Raw genomic sequence first — 17,781 nt, 5'->3', positions numbered from 1 at the left:
GGCGGCGATGATCGCGGCGGACACCGCGGAACAGCGAGTGGTGCGGAGGGAACATGGCCGGTCTCCTCGGGCAGGCGGTGATGGGGCGGTGGCGAACCACCGCCGCATCACTCAATCCCGGCCGTCTGGGAGTGAGCTGTCAGTAACCCTGGAGTTCCCTGGGAACGTGCACCCGCCGCACGGGGATCAATCGCCTTCGGCGACATGACCTCCCGGCACGGCCACCGCTATCGGCGTCCGTACGCCGATCATCGCTCCCCGGCGCACGTGTCCAGCTCGGACCAGGCCGAGGCGGACAGGTCGGCAGCGGTCCATCGGGCGGCGGACACCACCTCGTCGGGGGCGCGGAAGCCCGCGACGACGCAGGCAACGGCGGGGTGGCGCAGCGGGAAACGGACGGCGGCGTGGGGCAGCACGATGCCGTGCAGGTCGCAGATGTCGGCGAGTCGGTGGGCTCGCCGGAGCACCGACTCGGGGGCGGGGCCGTAGTCGAAGGAGGCGTCGTCGGGCGGGCGGGGCCTGCTGAGCAGGCCCGAGTTGAACGGCGCCGCGGCCACGGCCGAGACGCCCCGCCGCGCGCACGCGTCCAGCAGCGGCGCGGCGGTGCGGTCGAGGAGTGTCCAGCGGCCGGCCACCATCACCGCGTCCACGTCAGCCTCCTCGACGGCCCGCAGCAGCGGGGCGACGGTGTTCGCGCCGACTCCGACGGCGCCGACGACACCCTCGTCGCGCAGGGCCGCCAGGGCGGGAAGTGCCTGGTGGAGCGCGGCGTCCAGGTGCTCCTCGGGGTCGTGGACATAGACGATGTCCACCCGGTCGAGGCCCAGCCGGGTCAGGCTGCCCTCCAGGCTCCGCAGCACGCCGTCACGTGAGTAGTCGGCCCGGCGGATCAGGGTGTCGGGTACGGCGAAGCCCCCGGCGGCCAGGTCGGATCCGGTGGGTGCGGGGTGGGGTTCCAGCAGGCGGCCGACCTTGGTGGAGACGGTGAACTCCGCGCGCGGCCGGTGGGCGAGCGCCGCGCCGAGCCGCCGCTCCGACAGGCCGAGGCCGTAGTGCGGGGCGGTGTCGTAGTAGCGCACCCCGGCGCCCCAGGCCGCGTCGACGGCGGCCGCCGCCCGGTCGTCGTCGAGGGGTGTGTAGAGATTGCCGAGGGGGGCGCCGCCGAACCCCAGGGGGCTGACGCTCACGCGCGTACGGCCGAGTTGGCGGGCCCTCACGCGGCGATCCCGTACCAGCGGGCGGCCGTCGTCCCGAAGACCGCCTCGCGCTCGTCGGCGCTCAGCCGGGCGGTGAGCGTCTCGGCGACGGCCAGGACGTCGTCGTAACCGGCCGCGAGCAGACAGACCGGCCAGTCCGAGCCGTACATGAGGCGGTGGGGGCCCACCGTCGTGAGCAGGGCATCCGCGTAGGGGCGCAGCGCGCGGGCCGGGTCCGCTCCGGTCCTGGTGACGAGGCCGGACAGTTTCACGGCGACGTTGGGGCAATCGGCGAGGTCGGTGAGCAGCGAGGTCCACGCCTGCGGGCCGTCCGGGCCGATGACCGGATTGCCCGCGTGGTCCAGGACGAAGCGGACGTTCGGCAGGGCGCGTACGGTCCGGACGGCGGCGGGCAGTTGGTCGGGCCGGACGAGCAGGTCGTACACGAGGCCCGCGGCGCCGACGGCCCCGATGCCCCGGCGGACCTCGGGACGCGCCGCCCAGTCCGGGTCGGGCTCGTCCTGGATGCCGTGGCGGATGCCCACCAGGCGGGAGCCGCCGGGCAGTTCGCGCAGTTCGGCGAGGCGGTCGGCGAGGCCGGGGCCGGTCAGGTCCGCCCAGCCGACGACGGCGCGGACGTGCGGGTCGCCGGAGGCCAGGGCGAGCAGTTCCTGGGTCTCCCGCGGAACGGCGACGGTCTGCACGACGACGGTGGCGTCGACGGCGTTCCGGTCGAGCGCCGGGCGCAGTTCGTCGGCGGTGAAGCTCCTGCGCAGGGCGGGTATGTCGCGGGTCCACGGCTGGTCGCGCACGGCGAGGTCCCACAGATGGTGATGAGCGTCGATGCGCACCGTTCGTTCCTCGGGGTCGGTGGGCGAAACGGGCGGTGGACGGATCTCGCGAATCGAGCCCACGCGCCCGCACGGAGGTACGTGCCCTCAGTCGAGGTGGAAGACCTCCTCGGCGGGGGCCCACCGCTCGCCCTCGGCCGCGCTGTCCAGCGGCTGCTGGCACGGGTCGGTCAGTGCCCACCACTCGCGGGTGACCGGGTCGGCGGCGATCAGCGCGGTGTCGGCGGCGTAGTCGGTGCCGGTGTATTCCAGGTAGCTGAAGAGGAGGCCGTCCCGCAGAAAGATGGAGTAGTTGCCGATGTTGGCGCGCTTGAGCGCGGCGAGCACTCCTGGCCACGCGGCGGCGTGCAGGGCGCGGTACTCCGGCTCCTTCTCGGGCCGCAGCCGGATCACGGCGGCGAAACGTCGCATGTCTCAGCCTTCCTAAGGATCTGCTTCATCGGACAGGCAGGACCATAAGGATCAGATCACTTCCGCGCAATACTTCGAGGCGTGATGCACCTTTTGCCCCATCTGCGGCCAGCGATAAGGGCTGTTGAAGGAAATTCCACCCGCCCTCTTCTCAAGACGTAACGCCACTGTCATAGTTGCGCCACCGATGAATCAGGTTAATTTCGAACGTGCACGAGGGGGTACGCAGTGGCAGCTCCATCACAGGTCCCTGCCGAAGGGGATGACGACGCGACGCGTCCCTACCGGCCGGGTTACGAACTGGTCGCCGAGCAGCTGTTGAACCACATCGCCGAGCAGGACCTGCGCTCCGGCGACCGGCTGCCCACCGAACAGGGCCTGGCGGAGATCCTGGGCGCCTCCCGCAACGTCACCCGCGAGGCGGTGAAGGTCCTGGCCGCCATCGGCCGGCTGAGTGTGCGCCGGGGCGCGGGAATCTTCGTCGCCGACTCGTCCGGCGGGCTGCTGGACGAACACCTCGGGCACTTCCGGCCGACGAGCATGGAAGACGTCCTGATGCTCCTGGACTACCGGACCGTGATCGAGTCCGAGACGGCGCGCCGTGCCGCCACCCACGCCACGCCGATCGAGGTACGGACGGTCCGGGAGTGCGCCGAGACCTCACTGGTCGCGGCCAGGGCGGCCGACGGGTACGCCTTCGCGAAGGCCGACACCGCGTTCCACGACGCGGTGGGCGTCGCCGCGCACAACGTCTTCCTGAGGTCCAGCGTGGCCGGCGTGCGGCGTCTGGCGTCGCAGTCCGATGTGCTGCTCTTCCACGGCGACGCGCCCGGCTCGCTGGAAGTCGCCGGGCGCCAGCATCTGGCCATCGCGGACGCGGTCGCCGCGGGGGAGGCCGAACTCGCCGGGACGCTGATGGTGGAGCACATCGCCACCACCCAGAGCCAGTTCGAGCGCAAGATCCGCGACCGGCTGTTCAACCTCGGCGACCGCGGACCCTCCGGAGCGTCCGCGCCGTCCGCGCCGTCCGCGAGGGGCACCGGTACCGGGGACGACCCCCTGTCCCCGGAGACGTCCGCCTCGTAGACCGGCGGCACGCCGCCGCCCCCGGCTCGCGCACCGAGCCGCCCCCCGCGGGTGCACCCCGGCGCACGACCGGGTTCCACCGACACCACCTCCTTCAGGCGATTGGACTTCCGTGCCAGAACCATCCGCCCGCAGAAACGTTTCTTTCGGGCCGCTGCGAAGAACGCTCATAACCGCCCTGTCCCTGACCGCCGTTGCCGCGACCCTGGCCGCCGTGCCGGCCCAGGCGGCCCCGAAGGCGCCCGGCCTGGACGTCTATGTCTCGCCGACCGGCAAGGACGCGGGCTCCGGCACCGCCGCGCACCCGTTCAAGACGCTGGAACACGCGCGGGACTATGTGCGCGGCGCCAAGAAGAAGGTCCGCGGCGAGGTCCGCGTACGGCTGATGTCGGGTACGTACCAGCTCAGCCGCACCTTCAGCCTGACCTCCGGGGACTCCGGCAGCGCCGGACAGCGGATCAGCTACGAGGCCGCCCCCGGCGCCCGCCCGGTGATCAGCGGGGGCAAGCAGATCAAGGGCTGGACCCCGGCCGACGCGTCGGGACAGATCTACAAGGCCAGGATCGGCGACCTCGACACCCGCCAGCTCTATGTGAACGGTGAGCCGCAGACCCGGGCGCGCGGCGCGAAGAACCCGTCCGGGTTCAGCAAGACGTCCACCGGCTACACCTTCACCGACAGCGCCATCAGCGCCTACAAGCAGCCCAAGGACCTTGAGGTCGTGAGCAGTTGGGGCTGGAAGCTCCAGCGTTGCGGGGTGGAGTCGATCTCCGGCACCACGATGACGATGGAACAGCCCTGCTGGACCAACGCCAACCTCCAGCAGGGCCAGGAGATCCAGACTCCGACCTGGCTGGAGAACGCCCGCGAGCTGCTGGACACCCCGGGCGAGTGGTACGTCGACCGGAGCCGGGGCGAGGTCTACTACATGCCCAAGGCCGGTCAGAACCTGTCGACCGCGACCGTCACCGTGCCGGTCGTGCAGGACCTGGTCGATCTGAACGGCACCCGGGCCAAGCCGGTCACCGATGTCTCCTTCGAGGGCATCACCTTCTCGTACTCCACCTGGCTCGCCCCCAGTTCGTCCGACGGTCTCATCGAGGGCCAGGCGGGCTTCCGGATGGTCGGCGAGGGCAATCCCAACTTCAACTCCACCCGTCTGAACTGGAAGAAGACGCCCGGGGCCGTCAATGTGAGCTACGGCCACGACATCGGCTTCGAGGGCAACACCTTCACGCACCTCGGCGCGGTCGGCCTGAATCTGAACACCGGTACCCAGGGCACCGACATCACGGGCAACGTCTTCCGGCAGATCGCCGCCACCGGCATCCAGATCGGCGGCGTCGAGGTGATCGACGCCCATCCCGACGACCCGCGCGACATCACCAAGGACTCCATGGTCGACAACAACGTTGTCACCAAGGTCGCCGATCAGTACAACGGCTCCCTGGGCATCCTGGCCGGCTACACCGACCACACGGTGATCACCCACAACAAGGTCTACGACCTGCCGTACAGCGGTATCTCCGTCGGCTGGGGCTGGGGCCTGACCGACGCGGGCGGTGACTCCAACTACCCGGACGACAATTTGGGCGTACCGGTGTGGGACACCCCCACGACCAGCCGGGACAACCTCGTCACCGACAACGAGATCTCCGACATCATGAAGTCGCAGGCCGACGGCGGCGCCATCTACACCCTCAGCGCCAACCCCGGTGGCACCGTCTCCGGCAACTACATCCGCGGTGTTCCCACCCACGCCTACGGCGCCGTCTACCACGACGAGGGCAGCCGCCACTGGAAGAACACGGGCAACGCCTTCTGCGACGTGGCCTACCAGTGGCTGCTGTTGAACCACGGCATGGACATCGACGCCACCGGCAACTTCACCACCCAGCCCGCTTTCTCCACCCAGTTCAACAGCACGAACAGCAAGGTCAGCGGCAACACCACCGTCGGGGCCTGCGACCAGCTCCCGGCCTCGGTCGTGAACAACGCCGGTCTCCAGCCGGAGTACCGGCACCTCGACCCCGGCCCCGCCGTCACCGACCGCGAGGCGCCCGGCGCGCCCGGCACCCCCGCCGCGGTCACGGACTTCCCGACGGTGGCGGACCTCGACTGGCCGTCGTCCACCGACAACAAGGGCGTCACCGGCTACTCCGTCTACCGTGACGGCAAGCTCGTCAGCGCCTCCGGCACGACCTCGGTACGCCTGTCGGGCCTGACGGCCGGCACGACGTACAGCTTCAGAGTCACCGCCCGGGACGCGGCCGGCAACGAGTCCCCCAAGAGCCGGGCGATCGAGGTCACCATGCCCGCCGGGGCCGACCTGGCGCTGAAGAAGCCGGTCACCGCCTCGTCCGACTCGGACGGCAACATCCCCGCGAAGGCGGTGGACGGCGACCTGGCCACCCGCTGGGCGCAGGGCCGCGGCCTGCCCGACCCGTCGTGGATCCAGGTAGACCTCGGTGCCCGGTACGACGTGAGCGGCGCGATCACCACCTTCGAGAAGAGCAGCGGGTACAAGTACCGCGTCGAGGTGTCGCCGGACGAGGTCACCTGGCGGACCCTCGCGGACCGCACCTCCGCGAACACCACGGAGATGACCGACTACGCCCGCGCCGCCGAGCCCGTCACCGGCCGTTTCGTACGGCTGACGGTCACCGGCACCAGCGGGAACGGCGGCAGTGTCTTCGACTTCCAGGTGTACGGCTCCCCCGCCGCACCCGGCTCGGACAGCACCGCCCCCTCGGCCCCCGCGCGGTTGGACGTCCATGCGCTGCTGCCCGGCGTGGTGCGGCTCGACTGGCCGGCCGCGACCGACGACACCGGGGTGACCGGCTACGTCGTCCACCAGGACGGCGAGCGGATCGCCGTCACCGGCGCCACGACCCTGCGGGTCTCCGGTCTGACCCCCGAGAAGGAGTACTCCTTCACCGTCGTGGCCCGCGACGCCGCGCTGAACGCCTCCGAACCCAGTGCGGCTGCCGTCGTCACCACGCCGGCCGACAAGGACCTGGCGCTGAGGAAACCGGTCACCGCCTCCTCCGACTCGGAGGAGAACTTCCCCGAGAAGGCGGTGGACGGCGATCTGTCCACCCGCTGGGCCCAGGGCCTCGGTCTGCCCGACCCGTCCTGGATCCAGGTGGACCTGGGCGAGAGCACCGAGGTCTCCAGTGTGGTGACCACCTTCGAGAAGTCCGGCGGCTACCGCTACCGACTGGAGTCCTCGACCGACGGGACGACGTGGTCCATGTTCGACGACCACACGTCCGAGAACACCGTCGAGGCGGCCAACTACTCGTTCACGCGGGAGCCCGTCACCGCCCGCCATCTGCGGCTGACCATCACCGGATCCAGCGGCAACGGCGGCAGCGTCTACGGGCTCCAGGTGTACGGCGGCTTCTGAGCCGTACCAGCCCCCGGGCCCGCACGCACACACAGAGACGAAAGCTCAGGATGAAGATCACCCATGTCGAAGTACACCGGATCGAAGTTCCGGCGGCCAGCCCGCCCTTCCGCTGGAGGGACGGACTGAGCGGAAGCGCTCCGGTGGGCGACGGCGCTGTCCTGCGCATCGGCACCGACGAAGGAGCCGAGGGGGTGGCCCTGTTCGCCAGGCCGGGAGCCTTCACCACCCTGCGGGACCTGGTGGACCGGGTCTTCCGCGAGGAACTGGTCGGAGCCGACCCCTTCCAGCGGGAATGGCTCTGGCACCGGGTGTGGGAGCTGGACCGTATCCATGAACTCCCGCTCCCCACCCTCGGCCTCATCGACATCGCCCTGTGGGATCTGGCGGGCCGCCATCTCGGCCAGCCGGTCTGGCGTCTGCTCGGCGGCTTCCGGGAGACGATCCCGGCCTACGCCTCCACCTCGACGTTCTCCAGCGTCGCGGAGTTCCTCGACGTGGCCGACCAGTGCCTGGCACTGGGCTACCGCGGGATCAAGCTGCACGCCTGGGGTGACGCCCGGCGCGACGCCGAGCTGTGTCTGGCGCTGCGCGAGCACGTCGGTCCGTCGGTGCCGCTCATGTACGACGGGTCGGCCGGCTTCGACCTGCCCGACGCGATCCGGCTGGGGCGCGCTCTCTCCGAGGCGGACTACCTCTGGTACGAGGAGCCGATGCGCGAGTTCAGCATCTCCGCGTACCAGCGGCTGGCGGCCACCGTGGACGTACCGCTGCTGGTCGCCGAGACCTCCGACGGGGCGCACATGAACTCCGCGGACTTCATCCGGGCCGGGGCCGCCACCTTCGGTGTGCGGGCCGGCACCACCCTCCGGGGCGGGATCACCGGCGCCATGCGCACGGCGCACCTCGCCGACGCCTACCGGCTCCGTGCCGAGGTGCACGGTTCGGACATCCCGAACCACCACCTGTGCATGGCCATCTCCAACACCACCTACTACGAGTCCCTGGTGACCGCGGCGGACGTCGTCCGCGAGCGCCATGTGGACGCTCAGGGCCTGGTCCACGCCCCCACGGCGCCCGGCATAGCCCTCCCGCTCGACTTCGCGTACGGAAGCGAACTCCAGCGCTTCGTCGAGCAGCCGCGCTGACCGGACGGTGGCCGTCCGCCCGGACGGCCACCTCGCCCGGCGCCCCCACAAGGCGCGTACCCGTCCCACGCAAGAACAGAAAGGCAAGACGATGAGGTCTTCCGGATCTCCGCGAACCGGCCGACGCCGCACCGCGACACGCGCCGCCGCGGCCGCGCTCTCCCTGATCACGGCCGCCGTACTGGCCGGCTGTGCCAGCGCCGACACCACCACCGACTCCCCGTCCGCCGGCTCGGCGTTCAAGCCGGCCGCGCAGAAGGACGGCTCGCAGATCACCGTGTGGGCCGACTCCACCCGGCTGCCGTCGGTGGAGGCGTACCAGAAGGCGCACCCCGACGTGAAGATGAAGATCGTCACGTACGACGGCGGCGCCGACGGCTCCTCGTACCTCCAGTCGAAGGTGCAGCTCTTCGACCGCACCGGCAGCGGCTGGCCGGACGTGGTCTTCGGTACACCCACCGACATGACCTGGGCCTCGGAGCCCACCAAGCCCGGCGCGCAGCCGTTCGCCGCGCCCCTGAACGACAAGCTCGTACCGAGCGCCACGCTCGACGGCTTCGCCAAGGGCTCCCTCACACCCTGTGAGTTCAACGGCGACACCTACTGCCTGCGCAACGACATCGCGCAGGTCGTCCTCTGGTACAACCAGTCGCTCATGGAGAAGTGGGGATACGAGGTCCCCACCACCTGGGAGCAGTACGAGGCCCTGGGCAAGCGGGTCGCCGAGGAGCACCCCGGCTACCTCGTCGGCTCGGTCGGCGACACCAACTCCCACGAGTCCTACTTCTGGTCCGGCCAGTGCCCGGCGTTCGACCTGGTGAAGCCGGACACCCTGCGCACCGATCTGGGGGACAGGAACTGTGTCCGGACGGCGACGCTGCTGGACGAGCTGATCGACGCCAAGGCCGTCACCACCAAGGGCTTCTTCAGCCAGGGATTCGCCAAGGACAGCGGCGACAAGGTGCTGATGGCGTACGGCCCTTCCTGGTACGGCCAGTATCTGTTCAAGGCCGCCTTCAAGACCCCGGCCAAGCAGATCGCCGCCGCGTCCCCGCTGACCTGGGAGGGCGAGACGACGTCCGCCACCGGCAACGTCGGCGGCGGCGTGTGGATGGCGTCCTCGCACAGCGCCAACCTCAAGGCGTCCACGGATCTGATCACCTGGCTGACCACGTCCGACGAGAACCAGGCGGCCGCGCCCACCTACCCCGCCTACACCAAGGCGGCCGACGCCTGGCTGGCCAACCCGGCCAACAGCGACTACTTCGCCAACGATGTGAGCAAGGCGTTCCGTGACGCGGCCGGCCAGGTGTGGACCGGCTGGTCGAACACCAAGTTCTCGGACGCCACCGCCTGGTCCAGCGTCGTCCTGCCGGCACTGACCTCCGGCAAGAGCCTCGTCTCCACGCTGCCCGCCTGGCAGAAGGAGATCGGCAACGAGGCGAAGGCCGAGGGATATCAGGTGGTCGACGAATGACCCTGCTGGAGACCGAGCGCGTCGCCGTCTCCCCCCTCCGCCGCGGCGTGGCGCCGCGGCGGAGGGGCCGCGGCCTCGCCGGTTACCTCTTCGTCGCGGGCTACACGGTATTGCTGCTCGCGTTCGGCGTCTTCCCGACCTGCTACTCGTTCTATCTGGCCCTCACCAACGACAAGGGCCAGTTCACCGGGATCAACCAGTTCCTGAAGGTCGCCCAGGACTACCGCTTCGTCCCGGCCTTCACGAACATGCTGATCTATCTCGTCATGTGGCTGGTCGTGCTGGTGGTTCTCGTCGTCCTGGTCGCGCTGCTGCTGCGCAGCCGGGTGCGGCCGGGCACGTCGGCGCTCTTCCGGTTCCTGTACTACATCCCCGGTGCCCTCGCCGGGGTCGCCAGCGTCCTGGTGTGGCTGTTCATGCTGGACCCGGACGTCAGCCCGGTGTCCTGGCTGCTGAACAGCATGGGCATGCACAGCTTCGCGGCCGTGCTCGCGCCCGGAAATCTGCCGCTGATCCTGATGCTGATCGCCTTCTGGACCGGCGCCGGGGGCTGGATGGTCGTCATGTACGGGGCGCTGAACAACATCCCGGACGAGGTGCTGGAGGCCGCCAGGATCGACGGCGCGGGGCCCTGGCGTACCGCCTGGCACGTGCAGATCCCGATGATCCGCCAGTGGATCGTCTATATGACGATCATGGCCTTCGCGACCGGCACCCAGCTGTTCGTCGAGCCCCAGCTGCTCCAGACCGCCAGCCTCGGCCGGGTGAGCCCCACCTGGTCGCCCAACCAGCTGGCCTATGTCTACGCCTTCCAGCAGGGCGACTTCAACGGCGCCGCCGCCATCTCCGTCTTCCTGCTGGCGCTGGGGCTCGTGGCCGCCGGGCTGCTGGTCGCCCGATCGAACCTGTTCAAGTTGGACGAGAAATGACACAGACCACCCTCCCCTCGGCGGCCACGGGCCGGCGCCTCCGGCCCTCCCGGGCCCTCTCCTTCCTGATCGTGGGCCTGCTGCTCGCCGTCCTGCTGGTGTTCTTCGTACTGCCGGTGATCTGGCTGCTGCTGGCGCCGTCGAAGACAGCGGGCGAAGTGGTGCGGGACAACCCGTTCTCCTTCGGCTCGTTCCAGCAGATCGGCGCCGCCTGGGAGCATCTGTTCGCCTTCCAGGACGGCGCCATGGTCAAGTGGCTGCGCAACTCGGCGGTGTACGCGGGCGGTTCGCTCGTACTGACGCTGGTCGTCAGCGTGCCGGCCGGCTACGCGCTGGCCCTGACGAAGTTCCGGGGCCGCAAGACACTGCTGACCATCACCCTGGTCACGATGATCATGCCGCAGGCCACGCTGGTGCTGCCGATCTTCCTGGAGCTGAACCGCTTCCATCTGATCGGCACCGTCTGGTCGGTGATCCTGCCCTTCTCCTTCTACCCCTTCGGCGTGTACCTCGTGTACATCTATTTCGGCAGCAGCCTGCCCAGGGACCTGCTGTCGGCGGCCCGGATCGACGGCTGCACGGAGTGGCAGCTCTTCACCCGTATCGCGCTGCCGCTGGCGAAGCCCGTGGTGGGGCTGGTCGCGTTCTTCAGCTTCGTGGGCAACTGGAACAACTTCTTCCTGCCCTATCTCGTCCTGCCGAGCAGCGACCAGTTCCCGGTCCAGGTGGGTCTGAACCAACTGCTCACCTCCACGCCCTCGTTCAACCCGGTGGCCGGCGCCGGTCTGAACATCACCATCCCGGAACTGGCCCTGGCGATTCTCGTGGCGATCCTGCCCGTGCTGGTGCTCTTCCTGTTCTCCCAGCGCACGCTGGTGTCGGGAATGCTCGCCGGAGCGACCAAGGAATGAGCGCGGGAGGCGGGTTCACCGCCCGGTGAGCCGTCGCAGTGCGGCGTGGGCGGGCGGGCCCCAGGTGGACTTGCCACCGGGGCGGCCGTGGTCGCCGGCGTCCCCGATGTGGATGCCGGTGAGGGCCCGCAGCACCGCCCAGCCGCGGGCGCGGCGCAGCGTCGCGGCGTCCGGGCTCGGCCGGTAGGTCCGGTGGAAGCGGTCGACGGCGCCGTCCGGCAGCAGGATCCAGGCGGCGGCGAGGTCGTAGGCGGGATCCCCGGCGAACAGGTCGCCGAAGTCGATCACACCGCAGAAAGTGCCGTTCCGGGTCAGGATGTTGGCCGGATGCAGGTCGCCGTGGAGCCACACCGCCGGGCCTGCCCACGCGGGCGCGGCGGCGGCGTCCTCCCAGACCGCGCGGACGGCCTCCGGGTCGCGGATCAGTCCCAGTTCGGTGGCCGAGGCGAGGTCATGGGCGAAGTGTTCGGCCGTGCCGGCGAGCGGACCGCCGCGGTTCCGTCCGGCGGGCGCCCCGTCGGGGGCGGGCCGGTGGAGAGCGGTCAGGAAGCCGGCCAGCGCGACGGCCGCCTCCGCGGCGCGTGTCGCGGGCGCGAGGTCGGCGGGCTCGCCCGGCACCCAGGTGGTGACGAGCCAGGGCCGCGGAAACCGTTCGGAGGGCTCACCGAGCCGCTGCGGGACGGGGACCGGCAGCGGAAGGTGCGGGGCGAGACCGGGCAGCCAGGCGTGCTCCTTGCGCAGCAACTCGTCCGCGGACCGGGTCGCCCAGGGCATCCTGACGGCGAGATCGTCACCGAGCCGCCACACCTGGTTGTCCCAGCCCCGCGCCCCGAGCTTCAGGGGCCGATCCGCCAGGTCGGGGTACTGCTCGCGCAACAGATCCCGGATCAGGTCCTCGGTGATGTCCATCTCGGTGGCTGTCATGTGGGGCAACGGTAGTTGAGCGGTGGGGGCTGCCCGAGCCCGCGGCGAACCCGGAGGTTCCGGAGTCGAGCGCGCTCCGGACCATCGACTACTCGTAGACCGTGGCTGCCTGCAGCGCACGGGCCATGAAGGTCCAGTCACCGCCGGCGGGAAGTTCTTCGCCGGCGTTCCGGTACCAGCCCGGGGAGTCGTCCACCCATGCGGCGAGGGCTTCGAGGAAGTCGCCGAGTGTGTTGTTCTCCCACGCGTCGCCATGCCGCTCGAAGTCCTGGCGCAGCTTGCGAACGAGGACGGCCAACTCCTCACGGCTGTGGATCTCGTCGTCCGGAGTAAGAGACATGACGGCAGGGTATCCAGTGGCCCGCCGCTGCTAACGGGTGGCGAGCCGCTCCAGCAGGGCCGCGCTCCGTGCCAGCAACTCGGCTTCCTCTTCCGTGAGTTCCGCCTCGATGGCCTGCGCGAGCCAGCCGGCCCTGCGGCCGCGTTCCGCTTCCAGCGCGGCGCGGCCCGCGTCCGACAGTTCGACCAGGGACTTGCGGCCGTCCGTGGGGTGCGCGCGGCGTGTGATCAGGTTCTGTTCCATGAGCAGCCCCACCGCCCGGGCCATCGACTGGGGGCGTACGCGCTGATCGGCGGCGAGGTCGCTGGTGGTCATGGCGCCGTCGCGGTCGAGGGCGCCGAGCACGGCGACCTGGCCCAGTGGGATGCGGTCCTCGTGTTTGACGCGTCGGGTGAGCTTGCCCATCGCCGTGCGCAGTTCTGCGGCGATGGCGGCGGCTTCCGAGGTGAGCATAGGGCACTTTACCCCGTTGGTCAGCACGGCTGTGCACCTGACCTGCACAGCAATGCTGCACAGCCAAACTGAGCAGCAAAACTGAGCAGCATTGCTGTAGGGTTTGCTTCGTCGGGCTCAGCGCCAGCGTTGTCGCAGCCGGGGCCACGGCACATGACAACGGGAAGGGACTCCCATGTCCGCGAAGGCAGCCGAAACCGTCAACACCCCCATCGAGACCGTCACCGCCCGCCGGATCATCGACAGCCGGGGCAATCCCACGGTCGAGGTCGACGTCGTCCTGGCGGACGGGTCACTGGGGCGCGCGGCCGTTCCCTCCGGGGCCTCCACCGGCGCCCGTGAGGCCGTGGAACTGCGCGACGGGGACCCCGCGCGCTGGCACGGCAAGGGCGTCGACCGCGCGGTGGCCCACGTCAACGGCGAGATCGCCGCGTCCGTGCACGGCCGGGACGCGGCGGACCAGGCCGGGCTCGACGCCGCGCTGATCGCCCTCGACGGCACCGCCACGAAGTCCCGGCTCGGCGCCAACGCCATCCTCGGCGTCTCCCTCGCCACCGCCAAGGCCGCCGCGGCGGCCCACCGCCGGCCCCTCTACCGCCACCTCGGCGGCGCCGACGCCAACCTCCTGCCGCTGCCGATGATGAACATCGTCAACGGCGGTGCCCACGCGGACAATCCGCTGGACTTCCAGGAGTTCATGATCGTGCCCGTGGGCGCGGACACCTTCGCCGAAGCCGTCCGGATGGGCAGCGAGGTCTTCCACACCCTGCGCCGCGATCTGCTGGCCGCCGGGCACTCCACGGGCGTCGGCGACGAGGGCGGCTTCGCGCCCGCGCTGCGTACCGCCGAGGAGGCGCTCGACTTCGTGATGGCCGCCGTCGAGCGCACCGGCTACCGCCCCGGCACGGACATCGGCCTGGTCATGGACCCGGCGTCGTCGGAGTTCTTCCACGACGGGGTGTACGACTACACGGGCGAGGGAGTCCGCCGTACCCCCTCCGAGCACGCCGACTACCTGGCCAAACTCATCGACGCCTACCCGGTCCTCTCCATCGAGGACCCGATGGCGGAGAACGACCTGGACGGCTGGCGTGAGCTGACCGCCCGCGTCGGCGACCGCTGCCAGCTCACCGGCGACGACGTGTTCTGCACCAACGAGGCGCTGCTGCGCGAGGGCATCCGCACCGGCGTCGGCAACTCGGTCCTGGTGAAGGTCAACCAGATCGGAACCCTGACCGAGGCACTGGCCGCGGTGTCCACGGCCCACCAGGCCGGCTGGACGGTCGTCATGTCGCACCGCTCGGGCGAGACGGAGGACACCACCATCGCGGACCTGGCGGTGGCGACCGGCTGCGGCCAGATCAAGACCGGCTCACTCTCCCGCTCCGACCGCACGGCGAAGTACAACCAACTGATCCGGATCGAGGAGGAGTTGGGCGACCAGGCCCGCTTCGCGGGCCGCTCCGCGCTGAGTCGGGCGTGAACAGCGGGCAGCGGTAGAGCCCACAGGGCGGGCCCCCGACGACAACCGGGGGCCCGCCCTGTCCAGCAGTCCACAGCTGCTCACGCAGCCGGCCGATCAGCTCCTGGCCGGCGATCCGCTGATCCCGGACAGCGACGAAACACCCCTGTTACTCGTGCGTAACGCATGGTTTTTCGGTGACATCGGCGACTATGGGCCGCCCTCGGCCGCGTGGCACGGTTGGCGCTGTCGCCGACGAGGGAGGGTGCGTGAACAAGGGATACGCCGTGTTCTGCGACGCGGACCGGCATTTCTACGACTCGCCCCACCACCTGTCCCCCACCGACGACTCGACCGAGTGGTACGAGGCCGCCCGCCGCCCGGTACCCGACGGCTGGCAGCGCCATCACAGCGGTGACTGGCTGGCACTGCGACCCGCGGAGCACGAACTGCCCGCCCAGGGCTGGAAGATTCACCTGTCCGCCTGTCTGGACAACGCCGAGTCGATTCTCGACCGGACCATGGCTTACTGCGTCGCCCGCCGTATCGCATTCAAGTTCGTGCCGAGCAGATATCTGCTGCACACGCGGAACGCCAAATACGCCGACCGCGGCGCCAGCGGTAAATTCATCACCGTCTACCCGGCGGACGACGAGCAGTTCGGCCGCGTAGCCGGGGAACTCGACGCACTGCTGGCCGGCGAGCCCGGCCCGTACATCCTGAGCGATCTCCGGTGGAACGCCGGCCCCGTCCATGTCCGGTACGGCAGCTTCACCCGTCGCGACTGCTACGCCGACGGCATGCTGCGCCCGGCGGTCGAGAACGCCGACGGCAAGCTCGTACCCGATCTGCGCGGACCCGTCTTCCGGACCCCCGACTGGATCACCCCGCCCGACGTACTGCTCCCCCACCTCGAAGCGCGCGCCGCGACGACCGTCGAAGCGTCGCCGTACGTCGTGGAACAGGCGCTGCACTTCTCCAACGGCGGTGGCGTGTACGTCGGCCGCGACACCAGGACCGGCGAGAAGGTGGTACTCAAGGAGGCCAGACCGCACGCCGGCCTGGCGGCTGACGGCGCCGACGCGGTGACCCGGCTCGGCCGGGAGCGGCACGCCCTGGAGCGGCTGTCGGGGCTCGCCTGCACCCCGGAGGTCCGCGACACGTTCGAAGCCGGCGGCCATCACTTCCTGGTGCTGGAGTTCGTGGCGGGCAAGCCCCTCAACTCCTTCTTCGCCCGCAGGCATCCGCTGATCGACGCGGATCCGGGAGCCGAGCGGCTCGCCGAGTACACGCAGTGGGCGCAGCGCGTGTACGGGCTCGTGGAACGGGCCGTCGAGGCGGTGCACGAACGCGGGATCGTCTTCAACGACCTGCACCTGTTCAACATCATGCTCTCCGAGGACGAGTCCTCCGTCGTGCTCCTGGACTTCGAGGCCGCGGCGCCCGCCGCCGACAACGGGCGGCAGACCGTCGCCAACCCGGCATTCGTCGCGCCCGGGGGCCGACGGGGCTTCGATGTCGACCGGTACGCCCTCGCCTGTCTGCGCCTGGCCCTGTTCATACCGCTGACCAGTCTCTTCGCGATCGACCGGGGCAAGGCGGCGCATCTGGCCGAGGTGGTGGCGCGGGAGTTCCCCGTCGACCGTGCCTTCCTGGACGAAGCGGTGGCGGAGATCATGCGCGACCCGGGCGGAGACGCGGGCCGGGCTCCGGGCCGGGACGCGGCGACCCACTCCACCACGCGGCCGACACGCCCCGCGCCCTATCTGCCCACCGAGCCCGCCGACTGGCCGTACAGCCGCGACTCCATGGTCCGCGCGATCCTCGCCTCCGCGACCCCGGAGCGCGACGACCGCTACTTCCCCGGCGACATCGCCCAGTTCGCCACCGCCGGCGGCGGTCTCTCCTTCGGCTACGGCACCGCCGGAGTCCTCTACGCCCTCGCCGAGAGCGGCGCCGACCCGTGCCCCCGCGCCGAGGAATGGCTGCTGGAGCGCACCAAACAGCCCGAGTCGGGCACCCCGCTGGGCTTCTACGACGGTCTCGCCGGGCTCAGTTGGACCCTGCACCGGCTCGGCCATCCGCACCGGGCCCTGGAACTCGCGGAGTTGACACTCCGTCAGTCGTGGGACGAGCTGCCCGCCGATCTGCACGGCGGCGCCGCCGGTCTGGGCCTGGCGCTCAGCGCGCTCGGCGAGGCGACCGGCGAGTCGGAGCTGGACGACGCGGCCCTGGTCTGCGCACAGCTCGCCGCCCGCACCATGGACGCCGCTCCCCCGGGCACGGTCGCCGACGGCACACACCGGGCCGGGCTGTTGTACGGCGGCGCCGGTGTGGCGCTCCTCTTCATCCGCCTGTACGAACGCACCCGCGACACAGCCCTGCTCGACCTCGCGGCGCGGGCGCTCGGCGGCGATCTGGACCGCTGCGTACGGAGCGCGGGCGGCACGCTCCAGGTGAACGAGGGCTGGCGCACCATGCCCTACCTGGGCGCGGGCAGCGTCGGCATCGGGATGGTCCTCGACGACTACCTCGTCCACCGCGCCGACGAACGGTTCGAGCAGGCGCGCGGCGAGATCGTACGGGCGGCCCAGGCCACCTTCTACGCGCAGCCCGGCCTCTTCCGCGGCGCGGCCGGCATGGTGCTCCATCTCAGCCGTACGTCGGCGACCGGCCCCGGCACCGAACCGGCCGACATCGCCCGGCAGTTGGGCACGCTCGCCTGGCACGCGCTGCCCTATCGGGGCCAACTCGCCTTCCCCGGTGAGCAGATGATGCGGCTCTCCATGGACCTCGCGACCGGTACCGCCGGTTGTCTGCTGGCAGTCGCCGCCGCCCACGCGGCCGAGCCCGCGCGGCTGCCGTTCCTCCCGCCGCTGAAGAAGCGGCCCATGAACCGGCTCCTGCTGGAGCCGTGAACAGCACACCGTCCCCATAAATGAGAGGCACTGCCATGAACCTTCTTGACCTGCAGTCGATGGAGACCCCGAAGGAAGAGGCCACGGGCGATGTCGCCACCGGCAGTCGGGCGAGCCTGCTGCTCTGCGGCGACAGCAGCCTGAGCATCACCACCTGTAACTGACACCGCTGGTCGTCGGCCGGCCGACGACCTGGTGCCGCGAGCGCCGGACGGGCTCTCCAGCCCCGTCGTCAACCCGACCGTGCAGGGCACCAAGTCCGGTGG

At 70.5% G+C, this 17,781-nt stretch carries 15 protein-coding genes; 9 read left to right on the top strand and 6 right to left on the bottom strand.

Features of this window, described 5'->3' with window-relative positions; translation table 11 throughout:
• Positions 1-248 precede the first annotated feature (248 nt).
• The 3 genes from ACFUN8_RS23395 to ACFUN8_RS23385 all read right to left on the bottom strand — a co-directional run bounded on the left by ACFUN8_RS23395 (position 249) and on the right by ACFUN8_RS23385 (position 2,458).
• Positions 249-1,217 (bottom strand): aldo/keto reductase, encoded by a 969-nt coding sequence (locus ACFUN8_RS23395; protein WP_383640856.1) that lies wholly within the window; start codon positions 1,215-1,217, stop codon positions 249-251.
• Positions 1,214-2,047 (bottom strand): amidohydrolase family protein, encoded by an 834-nt coding sequence (locus ACFUN8_RS23390; RefSeq protein ID WP_383640853.1) that lies wholly within the window; start codon positions 2,045-2,047, stop codon positions 1,214-1,216. Before ACFUN8_RS23390 ends, ACFUN8_RS23395 begins: the two co-directional genes overlap by 4 nt.
• A gap of 87 nt (positions 2,048-2,134) precedes the next feature.
• The gene (locus tag ACFUN8_RS23385) at positions 2,135-2,458 is read right to left on the bottom strand and encodes an L-rhamnose mutarotase (protein ID WP_383640850.1); all 324 of its coding nucleotides are present in this window, start codon (positions 2,456-2,458) and stop codon (positions 2,135-2,137) included.
• A 228-nt stretch (positions 2,459-2,686) separates the two neighbouring features.
• Here ACFUN8_RS23385 and ACFUN8_RS23380 point away from each other — a divergent pair, with 228 nt between their 5' ends.
• The 6 genes from ACFUN8_RS23380 (at position 2,687) to ACFUN8_RS23355 (ending at position 11,418) form a co-directional block, all read left to right on the top strand.
• A complete protein-coding gene (locus ACFUN8_RS23380) occupies positions 2,687-3,544 on the top strand; it encodes a FadR/GntR family transcriptional regulator (protein ID WP_383640847.1) in 858 nt (285 codons plus the stop codon).
• Positions 3,545-3,758: 214 nt separating this feature from the next.
• Complete coding sequence (locus ACFUN8_RS23375; RefSeq protein WP_383640844.1) at positions 3,759-6,953, top strand: discoidin domain-containing protein; 3,195 nt, start codon at positions 3,759-3,761, stop codon at positions 6,951-6,953.
• Positions 6,954-7,003: 50 nt separating this feature from the next.
• Positions 7,004-8,101, top strand: a complete 1,098-nt coding sequence (locus ACFUN8_RS23370) for an enolase C-terminal domain-like protein (RefSeq protein ID WP_383640841.1) — start codon at positions 7,004-7,006, stop codon at positions 8,099-8,101.
• 91 nt (positions 8,102-8,192) lie between these two features.
• Positions 8,193-9,578: a carbohydrate ABC transporter substrate-binding protein gene (locus tag ACFUN8_RS23365; protein ID WP_383640838.1), complete on the top strand. Its 1,386-nt coding sequence runs from the start codon at positions 8,193-8,195 to the stop codon at positions 9,576-9,578.
• Positions 9,575-10,507 carry a carbohydrate ABC transporter permease gene (locus tag ACFUN8_RS23360; protein ID WP_383640835.1) on the top strand — a complete coding sequence of 311 codons (933 nt, stop codon included), beginning with the start codon at positions 9,575-9,577 and terminating at the stop codon, positions 10,505-10,507. Before ACFUN8_RS23365 ends, ACFUN8_RS23360 begins: the two co-directional genes overlap by 4 nt.
• Positions 10,504-11,418 (top strand): carbohydrate ABC transporter permease, encoded by a 915-nt coding sequence (locus ACFUN8_RS23355; protein WP_383640832.1) that lies wholly within the window; start codon positions 10,504-10,506, stop codon positions 11,416-11,418. Before ACFUN8_RS23360 ends, ACFUN8_RS23355 begins: the two co-directional genes overlap by 4 nt.
• 15 nt (positions 11,419-11,433) lie before the next feature.
• Here the strand turns inward: ACFUN8_RS23355 and ACFUN8_RS23350 are convergent, their stop codons facing one another.
• The 3 genes from ACFUN8_RS23350 to ACFUN8_RS23340 form a co-directional block, all read right to left on the bottom strand.
• Positions 11,434-12,342 (bottom strand): aminoglycoside phosphotransferase family protein, encoded by a 909-nt coding sequence (locus tag ACFUN8_RS23350; protein ID WP_383640829.1) that lies wholly within the window; start codon positions 12,340-12,342, stop codon positions 11,434-11,436.
• 88 nt (positions 12,343-12,430) lie between these two features.
• Positions 12,431-12,682, bottom strand: a complete 252-nt coding sequence (locus tag ACFUN8_RS23345; protein ID WP_383640826.1) for a hypothetical protein — start codon at positions 12,680-12,682, stop codon at positions 12,431-12,433.
• A 30-nt stretch (positions 12,683-12,712) separates the two neighbouring features.
• On the bottom strand, positions 12,713-13,135 hold the full coding sequence (locus ACFUN8_RS23340; protein ID WP_383640823.1) for a MarR family winged helix-turn-helix transcriptional regulator: 423 nt from the start codon (positions 13,133-13,135) through the stop codon (positions 12,713-12,715).
• 175 nt (positions 13,136-13,310) lie between these two features.
• Between ACFUN8_RS23340 and eno the strand changes: the two genes are divergently transcribed.
• From eno to ACFUN8_RS23325, 3 genes are all read left to right on the top strand, one after another.
• Complete coding sequence (eno, locus tag ACFUN8_RS23335; RefSeq protein WP_383640821.1) at positions 13,311-14,618, top strand: phosphopyruvate hydratase; 1,308 nt, start codon at positions 13,311-13,313, stop codon at positions 14,616-14,618.
• 248 nt (positions 14,619-14,866) lie between these two features.
• Positions 14,867-17,515: a class III lanthionine synthetase LanKC gene (gene lanKC / locus ACFUN8_RS23330; RefSeq protein ID WP_383640816.1), complete on the top strand. Its 2,649-nt coding sequence runs from the start codon at positions 14,867-14,869 to the stop codon at positions 17,513-17,515.
• A gap of 35 nt (positions 17,516-17,550) precedes the next feature.
• Positions 17,551-17,679 (top strand): SapB/AmfS family lanthipeptide, encoded by a 129-nt coding sequence (locus ACFUN8_RS23325; RefSeq protein ID WP_023536623.1) that lies wholly within the window; start codon positions 17,551-17,553, stop codon positions 17,677-17,679.
• The last annotated feature ends 102 nt before the right edge of the window (positions 17,680-17,781 follow it).

The sequence above is a fragment of the Streptomyces sp. NPDC057307 genome (assembly GCF_042667665.1).
Classification (GTDB): Bacteria; Actinomycetota; Actinomycetes; order Streptomycetales; family Streptomycetaceae; genus Streptomyces.
This window is presented reverse-complemented; position numbering and strand designations above follow the sequence as displayed.